16 protein-coding genes are annotated in these 14933 nt (G+C 36.5%); 5 read left to right on the top strand and 11 right to left on the bottom strand.

What is annotated here, in order from left to right; genetic code table 11:
* Nucleotides 1–2 precede the first annotated feature (2 nt).
* From V6R96_RS11390 to V6R96_RS11345, 10 genes are all read right to left on the bottom strand, one after another.
* Nucleotides 3–830 (bottom strand): hypothetical protein, encoded by an 828-nt coding sequence (locus V6R96_RS11390; protein ID WP_111956376.1) that lies wholly within the window; start codon nt 828–830, stop codon nt 3–5.
* A 1-nt stretch (nt 831) separates the two neighbouring features.
* A complete protein-coding gene (locus V6R96_RS11385; protein ID WP_336378894.1) occupies nt 832–1755 on the bottom strand; it encodes a hypothetical protein in 924 nt (307 codons plus the stop codon).
* 260 nt (nt 1756–2015) lie between these two features.
* Nucleotides 2016–3749 carry an OstA-like protein gene (locus V6R96_RS11380; protein WP_111956372.1) on the bottom strand — a complete coding sequence of 578 codons (1734 nt, stop codon included), beginning with the start codon at nt 3747–3749 and terminating at the stop codon, nt 2016–2018.
* Between the two features lie 3 nt (nt 3750–3752).
* Nucleotides 3753–4226: a Fur family transcriptional regulator gene (locus V6R96_RS11375; RefSeq protein WP_034706517.1), complete on the bottom strand. Its 474-nt coding sequence runs from the start codon at nt 4224–4226 to the stop codon at nt 3753–3755.
* A 68-nt stretch (nt 4227–4294) separates the two neighbouring features.
* Entirely contained in the window at nt 4295–6289 is a 1995-nt protein-coding gene (locus V6R96_RS11370; RefSeq protein ID WP_111956370.1) for a KUP/HAK/KT family potassium transporter, read from the bottom strand.
* A gap of 115 nt (nt 6290–6404) precedes the next feature.
* Nucleotides 6405–7385, bottom strand: coding sequence for a pyruvate dehydrogenase complex E1 component subunit beta (locus V6R96_RS11365; protein ID WP_034709939.1), 981 nt, complete (start codon nt 7383–7385; stop codon nt 6405–6407).
* 96 nt (nt 7386–7481) lie between these two features.
* Nucleotides 7482–8096 (bottom strand): hypothetical protein, encoded by a 615-nt coding sequence (locus tag V6R96_RS11360; RefSeq protein ID WP_111956368.1) that lies wholly within the window; start codon nt 8094–8096, stop codon nt 7482–7484.
* 1 nt (nt 8097) lies between these two features.
* Nucleotides 8098–8595: an RNA polymerase sigma factor gene (locus V6R96_RS11355; RefSeq protein WP_111956366.1), complete on the bottom strand. Its 498-nt coding sequence runs from the start codon at nt 8593–8595 to the stop codon at nt 8098–8100.
* Between the two features lie 105 nt (nt 8596–8700).
* Nucleotides 8701–9120 (bottom strand): DUF2147 domain-containing protein, encoded by a 420-nt coding sequence (locus V6R96_RS11350; protein WP_111956364.1) that lies wholly within the window; start codon nt 9118–9120, stop codon nt 8701–8703.
* 293 nt (nt 9121–9413) lie between these two features.
* A complete protein-coding gene (locus V6R96_RS11345) occupies nt 9414–11342 on the bottom strand; it encodes a sulfatase-like hydrolase/transferase (RefSeq protein ID WP_336378895.1) in 1929 nt (642 codons plus the stop codon).
* Between the two features lie 89 nt (nt 11343–11431).
* On the opposite strand from V6R96_RS11345, the gene V6R96_RS11340 reads away from it, so the two are divergent.
* From V6R96_RS11340 to V6R96_RS11320, 5 genes are all read left to right on the top strand, one after another.
* Nucleotides 11432–12145 (top strand): CDP-alcohol phosphatidyltransferase family protein, encoded by a 714-nt coding sequence (locus V6R96_RS11340; RefSeq protein ID WP_336378896.1) that lies wholly within the window; start codon nt 11432–11434, stop codon nt 12143–12145.
* 91 nt (nt 12146–12236) lie between these two features.
* Nucleotides 12237–13001 (top strand): exonuclease domain-containing protein, encoded by a 765-nt coding sequence (locus tag V6R96_RS11335; RefSeq protein WP_336378897.1) that lies wholly within the window; start codon nt 12237–12239, stop codon nt 12999–13001.
* 3 nt (nt 13002–13004) lie between these two features.
* Nucleotides 13005–13403 carry a putative signal transducing protein gene (locus V6R96_RS11330; RefSeq protein WP_111956356.1) on the top strand — a complete coding sequence of 133 codons (399 nt, stop codon included), beginning with the start codon at nt 13005–13007 and terminating at the stop codon, nt 13401–13403.
* 89 nt (nt 13404–13492) lie between these two features.
* A complete protein-coding gene (locus V6R96_RS11325) occupies nt 13493–14098 on the top strand; it encodes a fumarylacetoacetate hydrolase family protein (RefSeq protein ID WP_111956354.1) in 606 nt (201 codons plus the stop codon).
* A 59-nt stretch (nt 14099–14157) separates the two neighbouring features.
* Nucleotides 14158–14595 (top strand): universal stress protein, encoded by a 438-nt coding sequence (locus tag V6R96_RS11320; protein ID WP_111956352.1) that lies wholly within the window; start codon nt 14158–14160, stop codon nt 14593–14595.
* A 79-nt stretch (nt 14596–14674) separates the two neighbouring features.
* Here the strand turns inward: V6R96_RS11320 and V6R96_RS11315 are convergent, their stop codons facing one another.
* Nucleotides 14675–14908: a DUF6341 family protein gene (locus V6R96_RS11315; RefSeq protein WP_111956350.1), complete on the bottom strand. Its 234-nt coding sequence runs from the start codon at nt 14906–14908 to the stop codon at nt 14675–14677.
* Nucleotides 14909–14933 lie beyond the last annotated feature (25 nt).

Here is a 14933-nt window from a genome sequence, read left to right as displayed (position 1 = left end):
CACTAATAAGCTTTAATTAAACGGGCTCCAATATATGAGTTGATAGAACTGCTATCCGTTCCGTATGCAGCAAGAGATCCTCCGGACCCCCCAATAGTTGTTATCGTTGGAACAACTCTCAGTTCTGCACCAGCAGGTAAGGATATTGTCTGGGAAAAACTGGATGTTTTACTTCCCTGAGTATCAATGATAAATATAATAGAATAATTACTCTTGGTAACAACAGTTTCCCAAGCCGAAGCCGGAGTATATTTAACCTGCAGTGTCAATTTAAATTCTGTAACACCTATCTGGGCTCCCACACTGCCCCCGGTAAAACCTAGAGCTGCTGCTACGTCATACATTCCATTTTGTTTTATGGTCACCGAACTTGCATTTTTCATAAGAAGGTTATCAACAAGAACCTGGCTTTTATCATCCGGTGCAAGATACTGGGGAGATCCTAAGGAAAGGCATATTCCAAGACCAAAAGCCAGGCAGGGGATTGTAATCCCGGAAGAAATTCCCAATCTTGAACCTTTAGGCTGAAAGATTCCCTGTATCTGTCTTGCAGGGTTCCAGGCATAGCCATCGTATTTATAATATTGATCGTCGGCTTTATCATATATAAGCCCTCCTACAAGGTTAGGATAATCACTAAAGAGATCCGGTGATGCAGCATCATATTTAGGAAAAGTGGTATAGGTATTGGAATAAGGAAGTATTGCCCCTCTGGTTCCGTCTTTTATTTTTAATATATTCTGATTGCTGGGAATGTTGTCACCAATGACTACCTGTGCATTTAAGCCGTATTGAAATAAACACACTAAAATTAATATTATCTTTTTCATTTTATTGCATATTTATTTTTTCAACAATGATTTCTGACACTGCGTTTCCTGTAGTATTCATTGAAAAAGACAATATATTTCCGCCAATAATGCCGGTACAAACCCCTGTTCCAATGTTCTGGTTCCCATAGAACCTAAGTCTTAAATTATCGCCTGCTTCAAAGCTGCCTACATAAGTAAGAACTAGTGACTGTCCTACATCAATAGCTCCCGGAGATAAGCTTCCTAAGGATAATGCACCGCTGGTGGAACTTGTGGTGTTATTTGTAATAGGCTTCCATGTAGCAGGAGCTGCTGCAGTACTTGTTTCCAAATCAACCTTTGAGTATAGATTAATTGTTACCCCCACACATAGCGCCGGTGTTTTAACATCTATAGCTCCACTTTTGAAAGAAATTTTATACAAACCTCTTGTCTTGATATTAATAATATTACTTGTAGCCGACGCAAGAGAAACATCTGCTGAAATATCATTATAACTTGGGCTGGCACTTGTAAATGGAACATCTATTGCTCCTCCTGTTTGCGGGCAAAGTCTGTTTTCCCCTCCACATCCCAATCCACACGTTCCGCAATCTGCCGTTATGGCAGCGCTTCTTATAAAACGGGCCATTTTATTGTTCTTTAAGGCTGTTACAATAGGATCTGAGATTTTCCATACCGTACCGTCATTCTGAACAATACTTCCTGTTTCTTTGTTGAAGATAATAGAACCCTGAGTTCCGTTTCCTGTGGTACCAGTAGCAGATGCCGGCAGTACTGAAGCAGTGTTAGCCCTTGGCAATCTGGCTGCATTATCATCCTGTTTTACATGTAAAAGTGATCTTGTGTCGGGTTGGAAACCTGGAGCTTTCGAAATCCCAACCTGTGCGTTAATCCTTATAAAGCAACAAATAAGGACTAAGAGGAAATAGTCGATTTTCATTTTAAATTTTTTTATCATTCTTCCTTTAAATTTATAAAATATTACAGCTTAAATCATAAAAAAAAATGTTAAATAAAAAATGAAAAAAACAAAACATAGATTTAAAGCGGCATTCGAGAACTAAATAATCTATTGTAATGATTGAAAAAAACAATTATTTTACTGCATTTCAACCGTATTTTCACATTTCATCATAAAGAAAATCACCATTTTTTGATTTAAAATGGTGATTTTTTATTCTTTGTTGAAAAATATTGAGTCTATTTCCGTACCCGTTTAGGCTTTTTGGCTTCTTCTTTAGCTCTTTCCTTGTCTATTGCTTCCTGGGCCTGATTAAACAGTTCATTATCCGCGGAATACTTTATTTCTTCATAATTAGGGCTGTCTACAAGGATATCCTGCCATTTTCTGATGCGGTCCTTGGTATTCCAATTAAAATCGGGGAACTTTCTCTTTTCAGGTTCTATTTTACTCATTGGGTAGGTATCTGAATTGGCCCCTATACTGCATGATATGATCTGTAAGGTTCTTTCTTCAAATAAAGCTCCAATGATCCCACAGGTAGAAAGGGTAATTCCTATTCTCTGAGGCTGCTTAGTTTCCTGATCTACATCGTCTACATATACAATCGACTGTGCATTTCCTACTACTCTGGCTTCCTTAATATCATTATTTTCATAGTAAACGGTCATAAATTTACCTTTCACCTGATTAAATTCATCTTTAAGGTTTAATGAATCTACTTTGCTGATCGCAAAAGCATTTCCAATTACTTTAAGGGAGTCTATATTTTCAGTTTTGGTATTAAAATAAGCTTCAACCTTATCTCCTGTTACCTGTTTTTCACCACTCCAAAGAATAGGGTTGGTATACATATGCATGATGCCGTCTGTTTCATTGAATGCGATAGAATCTGCTCTCCCCTGGGCATTTGATTTGAAGATACGTGCTTTTTTGTAAGCTCTTAAAAAGCTTTTCTTTATTGTAATATCTGCTGAATCAGGTTTCTGGTAGGAAAGAATTTTTTCTGCTGCAAAGTAAATAGAGTCTTTTTCCATGATTTTAACAGCATAGGGACTCTTGGTCATCATTGCAGAATCTTTTTTCTGAAAAACTTCTCCGTAACCGCCTTTGATATATCTTTTTTCTATAGGATCATCGAGTGTAACATTTCCGGTTGCTTTACCGAACCCGGTGATATTGTTAAAATACATATCATCTCCTGTAAGGATCTTGTCGTTATAAAAAATTTTGGAATTTTTATTAAGGAAAGCCTCCTTAGTTTCCATCCTATACGTTCCTCTTTCGGTGTAAATCCTGTTTTTGGGATTGGCGCGGTTGGTAATTGTTGTAGGACCAAAAAACTCAGCAACCTTTGTATTTTGATTTTGTTTGATATTGGGACCTTCTATGATATAATCCGGACTGTCAATTTTAACGTTCCCAACAAAGTCAATCATTTTGGTGTCAAGAAAGTAGGTTGCAGATTTAGTATACATAACATTCTGCGCATCGGAAATAGTTCCTCCGGTATTGAAGTACGCCTGGTTGGCAAGCCTGTCATAATACAGAATGTCGGTTTTAATGGTCTGTTTCGGATCGGTAAGAACAACATCTTTTTTAGCAACTCCTTTCTGCGTAACCCCATTGTACTCCATTTCATGGGCAGTAATCACTGAGCCGTCTGCATTTTGAAGCTTTGCATTGCCAATAGCTTTTACAAGGCTTTGATCATTGTACAGAATAACTTCATCAGCATACAGAATAGATCCCTGGTGCTCTATCTGAACATGACCCACCATGTACTGGTTTCCTTCGTACTTGGTGTCTTTTTTAAATTCATCGGAATGGATGATTTTCACCTTATCTTCTGGTCTTACTGCAGGTGTAGGTTTCGCTTTATTTTGGATATAAGGGTCCATCTGCGTAGTTTTATTGTCCTGTGCGGAGCTGAACGCAGAAATAAAAATTAACAGAAAAAGGATTATTCTCATTGATTAATCATTCTTAGTACCATAGAAATACAGCGAATGCGAATCAATATTTACGCCAAATGCTTCTTCAATTGCTTCTTTAATTCCCTGTATTCTCGGATCACAGAATTCGATAATTTCTTCAATTTCCTTATCAGAGCCTTTTTTGTAGATTACCAAATGGTCATGCTGTTTATCAAAATAAGACTTCTCATAAGATGAAGAGGTCAATGTTTTTTCTCCAAACTGATGCTTACGGATTAAACCTGCATCGAGGAAAATTTCAATAGTGTTGTAAATCGTTGCTTTTGAAACATGATATTTCTTCTGCATCATAAGAAGATACAGATCATCCACATTGAAGTGATGATCCATACTATAAATCTCTTCTAATATCGTATATCGTTCAGGTGTGTTTCTGAAACCCTTTTCTAAAAGGTAGTTTCGGAGAACATCCTTAATCAAAGCAATATTTTTTTCTTTTTGTACTGTATCCATCAAAAAAATTATCTACAAATTTATTGATTTTTATTTAAATAGGCGATATGGTTTCTTATCCCTTGTTTTTAGGAATTATGACGGAAGAAGCCGGATTGCTCAATCTTGTTATCGTAAACCGTAAGTTCTGTAATCGGGGCAGACTCCACTTCTACGTTGTGAGAAGATACCCCCCAAGCTTTGAAATCATCACTTCCGATGTACTTCACAAAATTGTAGATATTGAGTGTAATCTTCTGTTTAACAGTTAAAAGTATATCGTTGATATATGTATTATCAATAATTACGTATTTCAGATCCGGCGGAATGTTGTGCGCTCTCAGGGACGGATGACTGCTTCTTGATGGAATGGTTCCGTCTGCCATAAGATCTTTCAGTACCATATTAAAATAATCATTGATTCTACGGTCTACTTTAAATCCTAGAAGGAAATTGACTTTGTATACAGTTCCTGGCAGAATTTCGTCTACCGTATATTTGAAAGTATATGGATCTTCCTGATTAACAATACTTAATATGAAATAATGATCCGCTCTTTTGGGCTGCTTCTTGATGATGGAATAGATAATTTTCGATTCTACTTCATCATTCCTTTTAGCTCTGCTCAGGTAAGCAAGATTGGTTGCATATTTGGGAATGCTTTCATCCAGTTTCATATCTTTTATGATGGCGACATATTTCTCTATTTTTACAAACTGGATAAATCTTGTTTTTATCAGTCTTCCATTATACCATGCGTACATTGAAATTCCAATAGAACCAGCCAGGACAACCGTAATCCATCCACCTTCCATGAACTTGATGATATTTGCACTGAAAAATCCTAGTTCAATAGCCATATAAACTAAAGCAAAAAGTACAATTAATACTTTGCTTACTCTATGCTTCAACAACCAGAAAACCAGCAGTACTGTCGTCATCAGCATGGTCACTGTAATGGAAAGTCCATATGCAGCTTCCATTTTCCCTGATTCCCTAAAATGAAGCACAACAATAATACACAGAATAAGAAGTCCCCAGTTGATTCTTGGAATATACATTTGTCCTTTAACTCCGGAAGGGTAATCAATTTTTTGATTAGGCCATAAATTAAGAGACATTGCTTCTGAGAAAATGGTAAAAGAACCTGTAATCAAGGCCTGACTTGCAATAATTGCTGCTGCAGTAGCCAAAATTACTCCTGGTACAATCATCCACTCTTCCATGATTCCAAAGAATGGGTTGATTACAGAAAATCCAGGCTTCCCATGATTGGTTAATAACCATGCCCCCTGTCCAAGATAGTTTAAAATAAGCATGATCTTAACAAATCCCCAACTTACTCTTATATTTTTGGCACCGCAGTGTCCTAAGTCCGAGTAGAGAGCTTCTGCCCCTGTTGTACACAGGAAAACAGCACCAAGAATGACAATTGCACTTGGAGAATTTGCAATAAGCTTGTAGGCATAGTAAGGGTTGAAAGATCTTAAAATTTCTAAATTTTCGCTTAAATGCATTACTCCCAAACCTCCTAGAACTAAAAACCAGACAACCATTACAGGGCCAAAGAATTTCCCGATAAAACTGGTTCCGAATTGCTGTACTACAAAAATTACAATCAAAATTCCAATGGTAATGGGCACAACAGGTGTATGGGGATTATAAATTTCCAGACCTTCAATAGCTGACATTACTGTAAGCGAAGGCGTAATCACCCCATCCGCGATGAGTGCTGCTGCACCTATGATAGCGATAAGATATAGCCATCCTTTTTTAAGGTTTTTAACTAATGAGAATAAAGCTAAAATACCTCCTTCCCCTTTGTTATCTGCCCTGAGAGCAATGATCACATATTTTATTGTAGTCTGAAGGGTAAGTGTCCAGATGATACAGGATAACGCCCCTTCTATATATTCGTTGAAAGGCATATTACTACCTCCGTCTTTTGCATTTACAATTGCTTTCATTACGTAAAGCGGAGATGTTCCAATATCTCCGAACACAATTCCGAGAGAGACTAAAACTCCAATAAAAGAAAGTTTCTTTATGTCAAAATGATAACCATCTTCTGTAAGGTCTGCCATATCAGCTTATTTTTTTAAACGCGCAAATTTATACTAATTTTATGACGTCGAGAACTATTCTTCATGAATAGAATAAATGAAAAAACTTCCTTTCGGAAGTTTTTCTCTATAATAGTTATTTTACGTACATCGCTTTTTTGATCTCCTCTTTTACTTTTTCAAGTTTAGGGAACCATTCTGCAAATAATGCAGCGGAGTAAGGCGCAGGCGCATCAGGAGTAGTAATTCTCTTGATTGGCGCATCCAGATAGTCGAATGCTTTCTGCTGTACCATATATGTAATTTCAGAAGATATCGAAGCGAATGGCCAGGCTTCTTCCAAGATCACCAGTCTGTTTGTTTTTTTAACGGAAGCTAAAACAGTATCAAAATCAAGAGGACGAACGGTTCTAAGATCGATCACTTCTACAGAGATTCCTTCTTTAGCCATATCTTCAGCAGCCTGAATAGCCAGCTTCATGATTTTACCGAAAGAAACCAAAGTAACATCTGTACCTTCTCTCTTGATATCTGCTTTACCTATTGGCAAATAATATTCTTCTTCAGGAATTTCCATTTTGTCGCCATACATCTGCTCAGATTCCATGAAAATAACCGGATCATTATCCTGGATAGCAGTTTTCAACAATCCTTTCGCATCGTAAGGATTTGAAGGAACCACTACTTTAAGTCCCGGAACATTCGCAAACCAGTTTTCAAACGCCTGAGAGTGTGTAGCTCCTAGTTGTCCTGCCGAAGCAGTAGGTCCTCTGAAAACGATAGGACAGTTCCACTGACCACCACTCATCTGACGGATCTTCGCCGCATTATTAATAATCTGATCAATACCTACCAATGAGAAATTGAACGTCATATACTCTACAATTGGTCTGTTACCATTCATCGCAGCTCCTACAGCAATCCCTGTAAAACCAAGCTCAGCAATGGGTGTATCGATTACTCTTTTAGGACCAAATTCATCCAACATTCCTTTTGAAGCTTTATACGCACCATTGTATTCTGCAACTTCCTCCCCCATTAAAAAAATGGATTCGTCTTTACGCATTTCCTCGCTCATTGCTTGTGCAATTACCTCACGAAAAGTATATTCTGCCATATTTATTTGAAAAATTTAGACTACAAAAATAGTGTTTTTTTATTACTAACATAACAAAAAAGGCATCTCATTGAATGAGAAACCTTAATTATTTAATCAGAGAGGCTTTTCTTCAGTGCGGTTGAGTTCTCTGTAGTTTTTCCTAAGGTTTGACAGAATTTTCCCATATGTTCTTTTATAAATAAGATACAGAATATAAAATCCTAGTAACATAAAAAATCCAAATATTACATAATTCCCCAATTCAGGGACCATACTATCAGGGTTGGAACGTTTTAGAATATGGTGCCCATTATTCCACCCATCTTTTGCTCCTGCCATAAAATCTTTTGTATAGATATCGAAATGGATCAGGTTATCCAGAATGATCAGAAGAAAAGAAATCCCGGCATACCCAAAGATAAGCCTTCTTATATTCAGAATGTTTTTTATTAATGATAAGGAGTCCTGCCCAGCTTTCAACCTACGAAACAGCAAAACTGTCAGAATTATAAATACGGAAAACAGGATTATCCTTAGATATGGAAATTCGCCATTAATATACCCATAGACAGACCAGAGTACAATTTCTACCGAGCCTATCAGGAATAAAGTTTTTGCCACAGAAACAGATTTGTTTTTAATCATGATATAAATTTCATTTTCGGAATAATCTTTAAATTCACCTTCATCCTTATTCCAGTCTTTTTTTAAAAGTTCCAGTTCCTCCATATTATTTTGTGTTTATTTTGGTTTTTAAATTATTCTTTGCCCTATTCATTTTCACTCTTGCATTACCTTCAGTAATTCCCAGAATTTCACCGATCTCTTTGTATGGCCTGTCTTCGAGGTACATCATAATTAAAGCTTTTTCTACATCGGACAGCTCGTGAATGGCTTTGTACATTTTTCTCAATTTATATTCATCATCTTCATATACTTCATATTCCATTTTCAAAGAGGAAACGTCTATATCAGAATGCCACAATACTTTTTTCTGTGGTTTCTTAAAAAGAGTCATAGCCGTATTAAGTGCCACCTTATACATCCAAGTAGAAAATTTGGCTTCTCCTTTAAAACCGGGAAAGGACCTCCAAAGCTGAATGGTGATTTCCTGGAAAAGATCTTGATGGTCTTCGGCATTATCTGTATATATCCTGCATATTTTATGAATAAGCCTTTGGTTGGGCTTAAAAAAATCAACAAAATTTCTCTCCAGTGTTGTGCTCATATCTTATGAGTGGGAAATTTTTATTTTCGTTACAGAATTTTTTAAAAAAAATAAAGACGGTATCTCATTTCTGAAATACCGTCCAAAAGTTTATATAAAAACTGATTAATTCACTTTGTCCCAAACTTGAGTCCTTCCAAATACAGAAACTCCCATATATCCTCTTACATTCAGTTTATCACCGCTTTTTGTAATGGTACATTTATAAGTTTTACCTGTTTTAGGGTCAGTAATAGTTCCTCCTGTAAATTCATCTCCTTCTTTTTTAAGACCTCTGATGATCTCCATTCCTAAAATTGGCTTCCCTTTTCTGTCATCCTTACATCCTGTACAATTTGGATTTGCAGGTTTTATAAGCAGCTGGGAAACTTTTCCATAATACTTCCCATCTGATTTTTTATAGATCTCAACAATGGATTTAGCCTGTTTTGTTTCGTCATCTATAGTCTTCCATTTACCTTCAATCTGTGCAAACGATAATACGCCAAACAGGGAAAGCACGAATGTTAATAATAATTTTTTCATATTTCTTATAGTTTTAATTCTGATATACGTTTTTTGTTATGTATCTATTGCTAAATGTATAAATTAAATTTTAAACAGACAAAAACTTTTGCTATACAAAGCATATCATAGGCCAAAGTGTAAAAGGTTAAATGAACAGTTATGATGATTTCAGATTTCAGACACAAGATATGAGACTTTTGACTGTAGATTTTAATAACTGATAAAGCTTAAGGATGCGGGTTTCTGACCGGCAACTATCAACTAAACCCTAAAACTCTCTGGGCCCTCAGATTCTCAAACCTGAATTCAGATTATTTAAGTTTTCTATTGATTACCCTGTCCATATAATCCTGATACCAAGCTTTTGCAGTCTTCATTTCCTGTTCTATTTCAGGGGTCTTTAATTTTCCTATTAAATTGTTTGCAAATCCGAGGTCATTCTTCTCGTATATTCCTGTAATTTCCTTGCCGTCGAAACGGTACATATGATCTCCAATGATAAACTGTTCTGAACTTCCATCTGAATTCACTACAATAGACGGATATTTTTTATCGCTTACAAGGCTTCTTCCCCAGCTTCTGATCTGTTTATTGTATCCGATAAGATCTGCAAGTGTAGGATAAATATCTATTTGCTGCGCCGTTTCAGGATTCACGCCTTTAAGGTTATATTTCGGATTTGGGGAATACAATATCAGAGGAACAGCAAAACGGTTCATAGCTTTTTCATATTCACCATAAGCGATCTGGTTGGTATGATCTCCCGTGAAAACGAAGATGGTATTATTGAACCAAGGCTGTTTTTTAGCAGTTTCAAAATATTTTTTGATTGCATAATCCGTATATTGGATCGGTTCATGCATTTCTATGGTTCCTTTTTTAAATTTCCCTTTGTATTTTTCAGGGATTTTAAACGGATGGTGTGATGAGGCAGTAAATACTGTAGTCATAAATGGCTGCGTCTTCCCTGTATTTTTTGCAAAATACTGAAGAAACGGCTCATCCCATATCGCCCACATTCCGTCGAAATCTTCATCATGGTTGAATTCATTTTTCCCGAAATAATGTTTAAAACCCAATATATTTCCAAACCCAAGGAAGCCCATTGATCCGTTGGGAGCCCCATGATAAAAAGAAGTATCATACCCCAGATCATTACACACTGAAACAATAGACTGGATTTTCTGATTGGAATAAGGCGAGCTGGTAAAAGCATCGGTAAGGCTTGGAATTCCAGCCAGCACACTGCTCATTCCATGAATGGACTGTCTTCCATTAGCAAACATATTAGGGAAAATCAGGCTCTGGCCTGCAAGACTGTCTATAAATGGTGTATAAGAAACATAGCCGTTAATATTTTTGTCTTTATTAAAAGCACCTGAATATTCCCTGCCGAAAGATTCGACAATAAAAATAACAATATTGGGGTGGTTCTCCACTTTCCTATCGTATATTTTATAAGGCTGAACATGGTCGGCAATATATTTTTCGTCTACAAAATGAACTTCTTTAAAGTTATTGGTTCCTAAAGTTCTGAAAAATGAAAACGTACTGTTCAACACTATATTGCCCTGAAGCGGATTCACCACAAAACGGTTGGCATCCACTAGGTTAATGGGTCTAGTACTGTGCTTGAAATCACCGCGGATTCCTCCAACAACCAAAACTGCCGTGCCACAAAGCACAAGCACTGACCAGATAAAGTATGGAATAAGTTTTACAGGTTTCTGTTCTGTAATCTTCACCTTTTTATAAAGGAAAACCCAAAGTGCCATTAAAATAATGAACCATATGAGAACAAACGGATGCTGTCCCAATGAAACCGTGAAAACTTTAAAAATGTTGGTTTCATGTTTTGCCACTTCTAATGCCGTAGATGTTAATCTTGCCTGCGAAAATTTATAATAGACAAAATCCCCGAAATTCATGGCATAGGCAATTCCGTTGGTTATAAAGTACAGCCAGAACAAAACGGTTTGGTATCCTTTTTTTGTATTGATAACAATCGGGACCAGGCTTAAGAGAATAAATAAAGCGTTGACATATAAGATCGCCGTGGTATCAAAGGCTATTCCATGAAATGCCAGGTTGAAATAATCTGAAACGGAATCTACTTTGATGAGCTCTTTATTGAAGTACCAAAATAAAAGCCGGGCAATCTGATAAAAAACATATGCTAAGAAAATCCGGTAAAAAAGGACCAGAACTTCTTGTTTTCTAAATTCTTTAAAAAATTTCATTCGGCAAATTTACATCAAAAACCTATTAATGTATTTTTTCCTTCATAATATTTCGGGTTAAAATTTGGAAAAACTGTACTTTTGTTGACATGAATTTCATAAAAAATAATCTTGCCAATTTATTGACGCTTGCCAATTTATTTGCAGGCTGTGTAGGTGCAATACATCTTATTTTAGGAGATTACCAAACTACGGCCATCTGTCTTATTCTTTCTGCTATTTTTGATTTTTTTGACGGGTTTGTGGCCCGGGCTCTAAAATCGAACTCTAATCTGGGGCTGCAGCTGGATTCGCTGGCGGATATGGTAAGCTTTGGGCTGGTCCCTGGCCTTACAATGTATAAAGCACTGGAGCCTTTCGGAAATGAAATATTAGGGCTGCATCTTCCTTTTGATGTAAGTTATGCCGGCCTTCTGGTGACTGTTTTCTCTTGTCTCAGACTGGCGATCTTTAACCTTGATGAAGAACAGCGTTATTATTTTAAAGGACTGAATACACCTACCAATACTGTTCTGCTATTCGGATTATATTATGCCTTCAAAGAAACAGGAACTTTCGGATTTTTATTTGAAAATCCATTGTTTCTGATCTTATTGACCATAATCACATCATGGCTTCTGATCAGTCCAATTAAGATGATGGCTATGAAATTCAAATCTAAAAAACTCCAGGACAACTACCCGAAAATTATTTTACTGGGTGGTGGAATTGCCATTCTGGCCCTGTTTCAGATTGTTGGCATTCCGATGCTTGTTATTTATTATATGATAGTATCGCTGGTTTTCCAGAAACAGCTGAAGTAGCTATCAGATGTGAGACATCAGATTTTAGACTCTAAAAGCTACAAATTTAGAGACAGCTTATTTTCAAATTAACACATTATCAATTATAGACATGAATTTAAAACTCCATAAACCTCTCTGCATTTTTGACCTTGAAACCACAGGAACCAATATCGGAAAAGATAAAATCGTAGAGATCTGTATTTTAAAAGTAAATCCGGATGCCTCCAGAGAAAGTAAAACCTGGCGCGTAAATCCGGAAATATCTATTCCGAAAGAATGCAGTGAGATCCACGGAATTTATGACGAAGATGTAAAAGATGCTCCGACATTCAGAGAAATTGCTCCAAAAATCATGGAAATGCTTTCAGGAAGTGATTTGGGAGGCTTTAATTCCAACCGTTTTGATGTTCCGCTTCTGGCAGAAGAGCTTTTAAGAGTGGAGATAGATTTTGATCTGAGCAAATTCAAACTGGTGGATGCGCAGACTATTTTCCACAAGAAAGAACCAAGAAATTTAGGGGCTGCCTATCAGTTTTACTGTGGAAAAGTTTTGGAAAACGCCCACTCTGCAGAAGCTGATGTGATGGCCACTTTTGAAGTACTGGATGCGCAGGTCGGAAAATATGATGATATCCCAAATGAAATCGCTCCTTTAAGTGAATTCAGTTTCCATAATAAGAATGCTGATCTTGCCGGATTTATTGGATACAATGAAAAATCAGAACCTGTTTTCAATTTCGGAAAATATAAAGGACAGGTCGTGAAAGCTGTTTTCCAGAAGGATCTGGGATATTACGGATGGCTTCAGAATGCCGATTTCCCGCTTTATACGAAGAAAGTCTTCACAAAAATTCAACTGTCAAGCAAATTTTAAATAATGTCAAACCTGGTCCGTTTTAAATTTTATGAAACAGCCCTTGAAGCCAACAGGGACAAGCAGATCCTTGCCGAAAACGGAGTAAATGGTTTCATTGCCAATGAGCAGCTCATCCAGTCTGACTGGCTGCTTTCGCAGGCTGTGGGCGGTATTCAGCTTCAGGTTTTTGAAGATGATCTGGAAAAAGCGAAACAAATCCTGCAGGATTATAATGACAATGAAGCCTATTCTTTGGAAGTGGAACATACGATCAAGGATCCGGCATTTGATTTTGTATGCCCGAAATGTGGTTCAAACCATATTTACAGGGACGATAGGGCGACGAGCTTTTTTGGAATTTCCATTTTGTCAAGCCAGAATTTTGTATGTTATTATTGTGGGAATGAGTTTACGCATTAATATCATTTAAAAATAAATAAAGGATACTTCTTCGTGGCTGAATTGTATTCACAGGCCTACAAGTCTGTTAAAATAAATAATTAAGAGTTATGAAAATCATTTGTATAGGAAGAAACTACAGTGAACATGCAAAAGAATTAGGAAATGAAATTCCTGAAAAACCGGTTATTTTCATGAAACCCGACACGGCGGTTTTGAAAGGAAATGATTTCTATATCCCTGAATTTTCCAACGACATTCACTATGAGCTGGAAGTTGTTGTAAAGATTTCAAAGGGAGGAAAATACATTCAGAAAGAGGTAGCTCACAAACATTATGAAGAAATCAGCTTAGGAATAGATTTTACGGCAAGGGATCTTCAGAGCGAACTTAAATCCAAAGGTCTTCCATGGGAACTTGCCAAAGGTTTTGACGGTTCTGCAGTAGTAGGGAATTTCTTCAAAAAGGAAGATTACGATCTTCAGGGACTGCAGTTTTCGTTACTGAAAAATAAGGAAGAGGTTCAGGACGGCAATACAAAAGATATGATTTTCAGTTTTGATGATATCATCGCTTTCGCCTCTCAGTATTTTACATTAAGGGTGGGAGATCTTATTTTTACCGGCACTCCAAAAGGAGTAGGAAAGGTAAATGAAAATGATATTCTTGAAGCTTATCTGAAAGATGATAAAATTCTTGATATTCGAATATTATAAGTATTTAACATAAAAAACTGGGCAATTTTTCTTATCTTTAAATAACAAAATTAAAGGTCATGATAAATATTGTACTACCCGTAGATTTTGGGGACAAAACAGAACAGCTTGTAGATGGAGCTGTAAAATTTGCAAAACAGCTGAACGGCAGAATTTTTCTGATTCACGTTGCACCTTCGGATATTGGTTTTGCTATCGGTGATATGGGATATCAATATTTTCCTGAAGTAGAAGCCAATGAGATCAGAGAGGAGCTTATACAGCTGAATAAGATTGAGCAAAGGATTATTGCTCATGATATAGACTGTGAGCATTTATTAAAGCAGGGTATTGCAAAAGATACCATCCTGGAATATGCGAAAGCCAAAAATGCTGATTACATCGTAATGGGATCACACGGAAGAAGCGGAATATATGATGTTTTTGTAGGAAGTTTAACGAAAGGACTTACCAAAGATTCTCATGTTCCGGTACTGGTGCTTCCTATCCACGACTAGAAAAAAATAAATTTTAATCGTTAATAAAAAAACCGATCAGACTAAAGTCCGATCGGTTTTTTACTATATAACCAATTAATTAACCTTCTTTTTTATAGATCTTAGGATCGTAGTAAGGGTTCTTACCCTCAGTTGGAGAATAATAGTCTTTATCTTTATCACCACCTAGTTTTACAACCAGTACATAGCACCAGTAAGTAAACAATACGCAGCAAACGATAAATAAAATCCAGTTTAGAACATTTCCAAACGCATCAAAAAAACCGAAGGCCCATTTGAAAACTTTACTTAAGAATAACCAGAAAGACGTCATTATTTTCCTTTTTTAAATTAACTTT

The organism is Chryseobacterium sp. CCNWLW53 (assembly GCF_037083525.1).
GTDB lineage: Bacteria > Bacteroidota > Bacteroidia > Flavobacteriales > Weeksellaceae > Chryseobacterium > Chryseobacterium lathyri.
The sequence above is the reverse complement of the archived record's forward strand: the minus strand, read 5'-3'. Positions and strand labels throughout refer to the sequence as shown.

Bases quoted from the DNA above. Each gene is read 5' to 3' on its own strand.
- V6R96_RS11370 (WP_111956370.1), bottom strand. From the start codon at position 6,289: ATGGCAGACCTTACAGAAGATGGTTATCATTTTGACATAAAGAAACTT.
- V6R96_RS11350 (WP_111956364.1), bottom strand. From the start codon at position 9,120: ATGAAAAAATTATTATTAACATTCGTGCTTTCCCTGTTTGGCGTATTA.
- V6R96_RS11375 (WP_034706517.1), bottom strand. From the start codon at position 4,226: ATGGATACAGTACAAAAAGAAAAAAATATTGCTTTGATTAAGGATGTT.
- V6R96_RS11365 (WP_034709939.1), bottom strand. From the start codon at position 7,385: ATGGCAGAATATACTTTTCGTGAGGTAATTGCACAAGCAATGAGCGAG.
- V6R96_RS11330 (WP_111956356.1), top strand. From the start codon at position 13,005: ATGTCAAACCTGGTCCGTTTTAAATTTTATGAAACAGCCCTTGAAGCC.
- V6R96_RS11380 (WP_111956372.1), bottom strand. From the start codon at position 3,749: ATGAGAATAATCCTTTTTCTGTTAATTTTTATTTCTGCGTTCAGCTCC.
- V6R96_RS11355 (WP_111956366.1), bottom strand. From the start codon at position 8,595: ATGAGCACAACACTGGAGAGAAATTTTGTTGATTTTTTTAAGCCCAAC.
- V6R96_RS11315 (WP_111956350.1), bottom strand. From the start codon at position 14,908: ATGACGTCTTTCTGGTTATTCTTAAGTAAAGTTTTCAAATGGGCCTTC.
- V6R96_RS11340 (WP_336378896.1), top strand. From the start codon at position 11,432: ATGAATTTCATAAAAAATAATCTTGCCAATTTATTGACGCTTGCCAAT.
- V6R96_RS11325 (WP_111956354.1), top strand. From the start codon at position 13,493: ATGAAAATCATTTGTATAGGAAGAAACTACAGTGAACATGCAAAAGAA.
- V6R96_RS11360 (WP_111956368.1), bottom strand. From the start codon at position 8,096: ATGGAGGAACTGGAACTTTTAAAAAAAGACTGGAATAAGGATGAAGGT.
- V6R96_RS11320 (WP_111956352.1), top strand. From the start codon at position 14,158: ATGATAAATATTGTACTACCCGTAGATTTTGGGGACAAAACAGAACAG.
- V6R96_RS11385 (WP_336378894.1), bottom strand. From the start codon at position 1,755: ATGAAAATCGACTATTTCCTCTTAGTCCTTATTTGTTGCTTTATAAGG.
- V6R96_RS11390 (WP_111956376.1), bottom strand. From the start codon at position 830: ATGAAAAAGATAATATTAATTTTAGTGTGTTTATTTCAATACGGCTTA.
- V6R96_RS11345 (WP_336378895.1), bottom strand. From the start codon at position 11,342: ATGAAATTTTTTAAAGAATTTAGAAAACAAGAAGTTCTGGTCCTTTTT.
- V6R96_RS11335 (WP_336378897.1), top strand. From the start codon at position 12,237: ATGAATTTAAAACTCCATAAACCTCTCTGCATTTTTGACCTTGAAACC.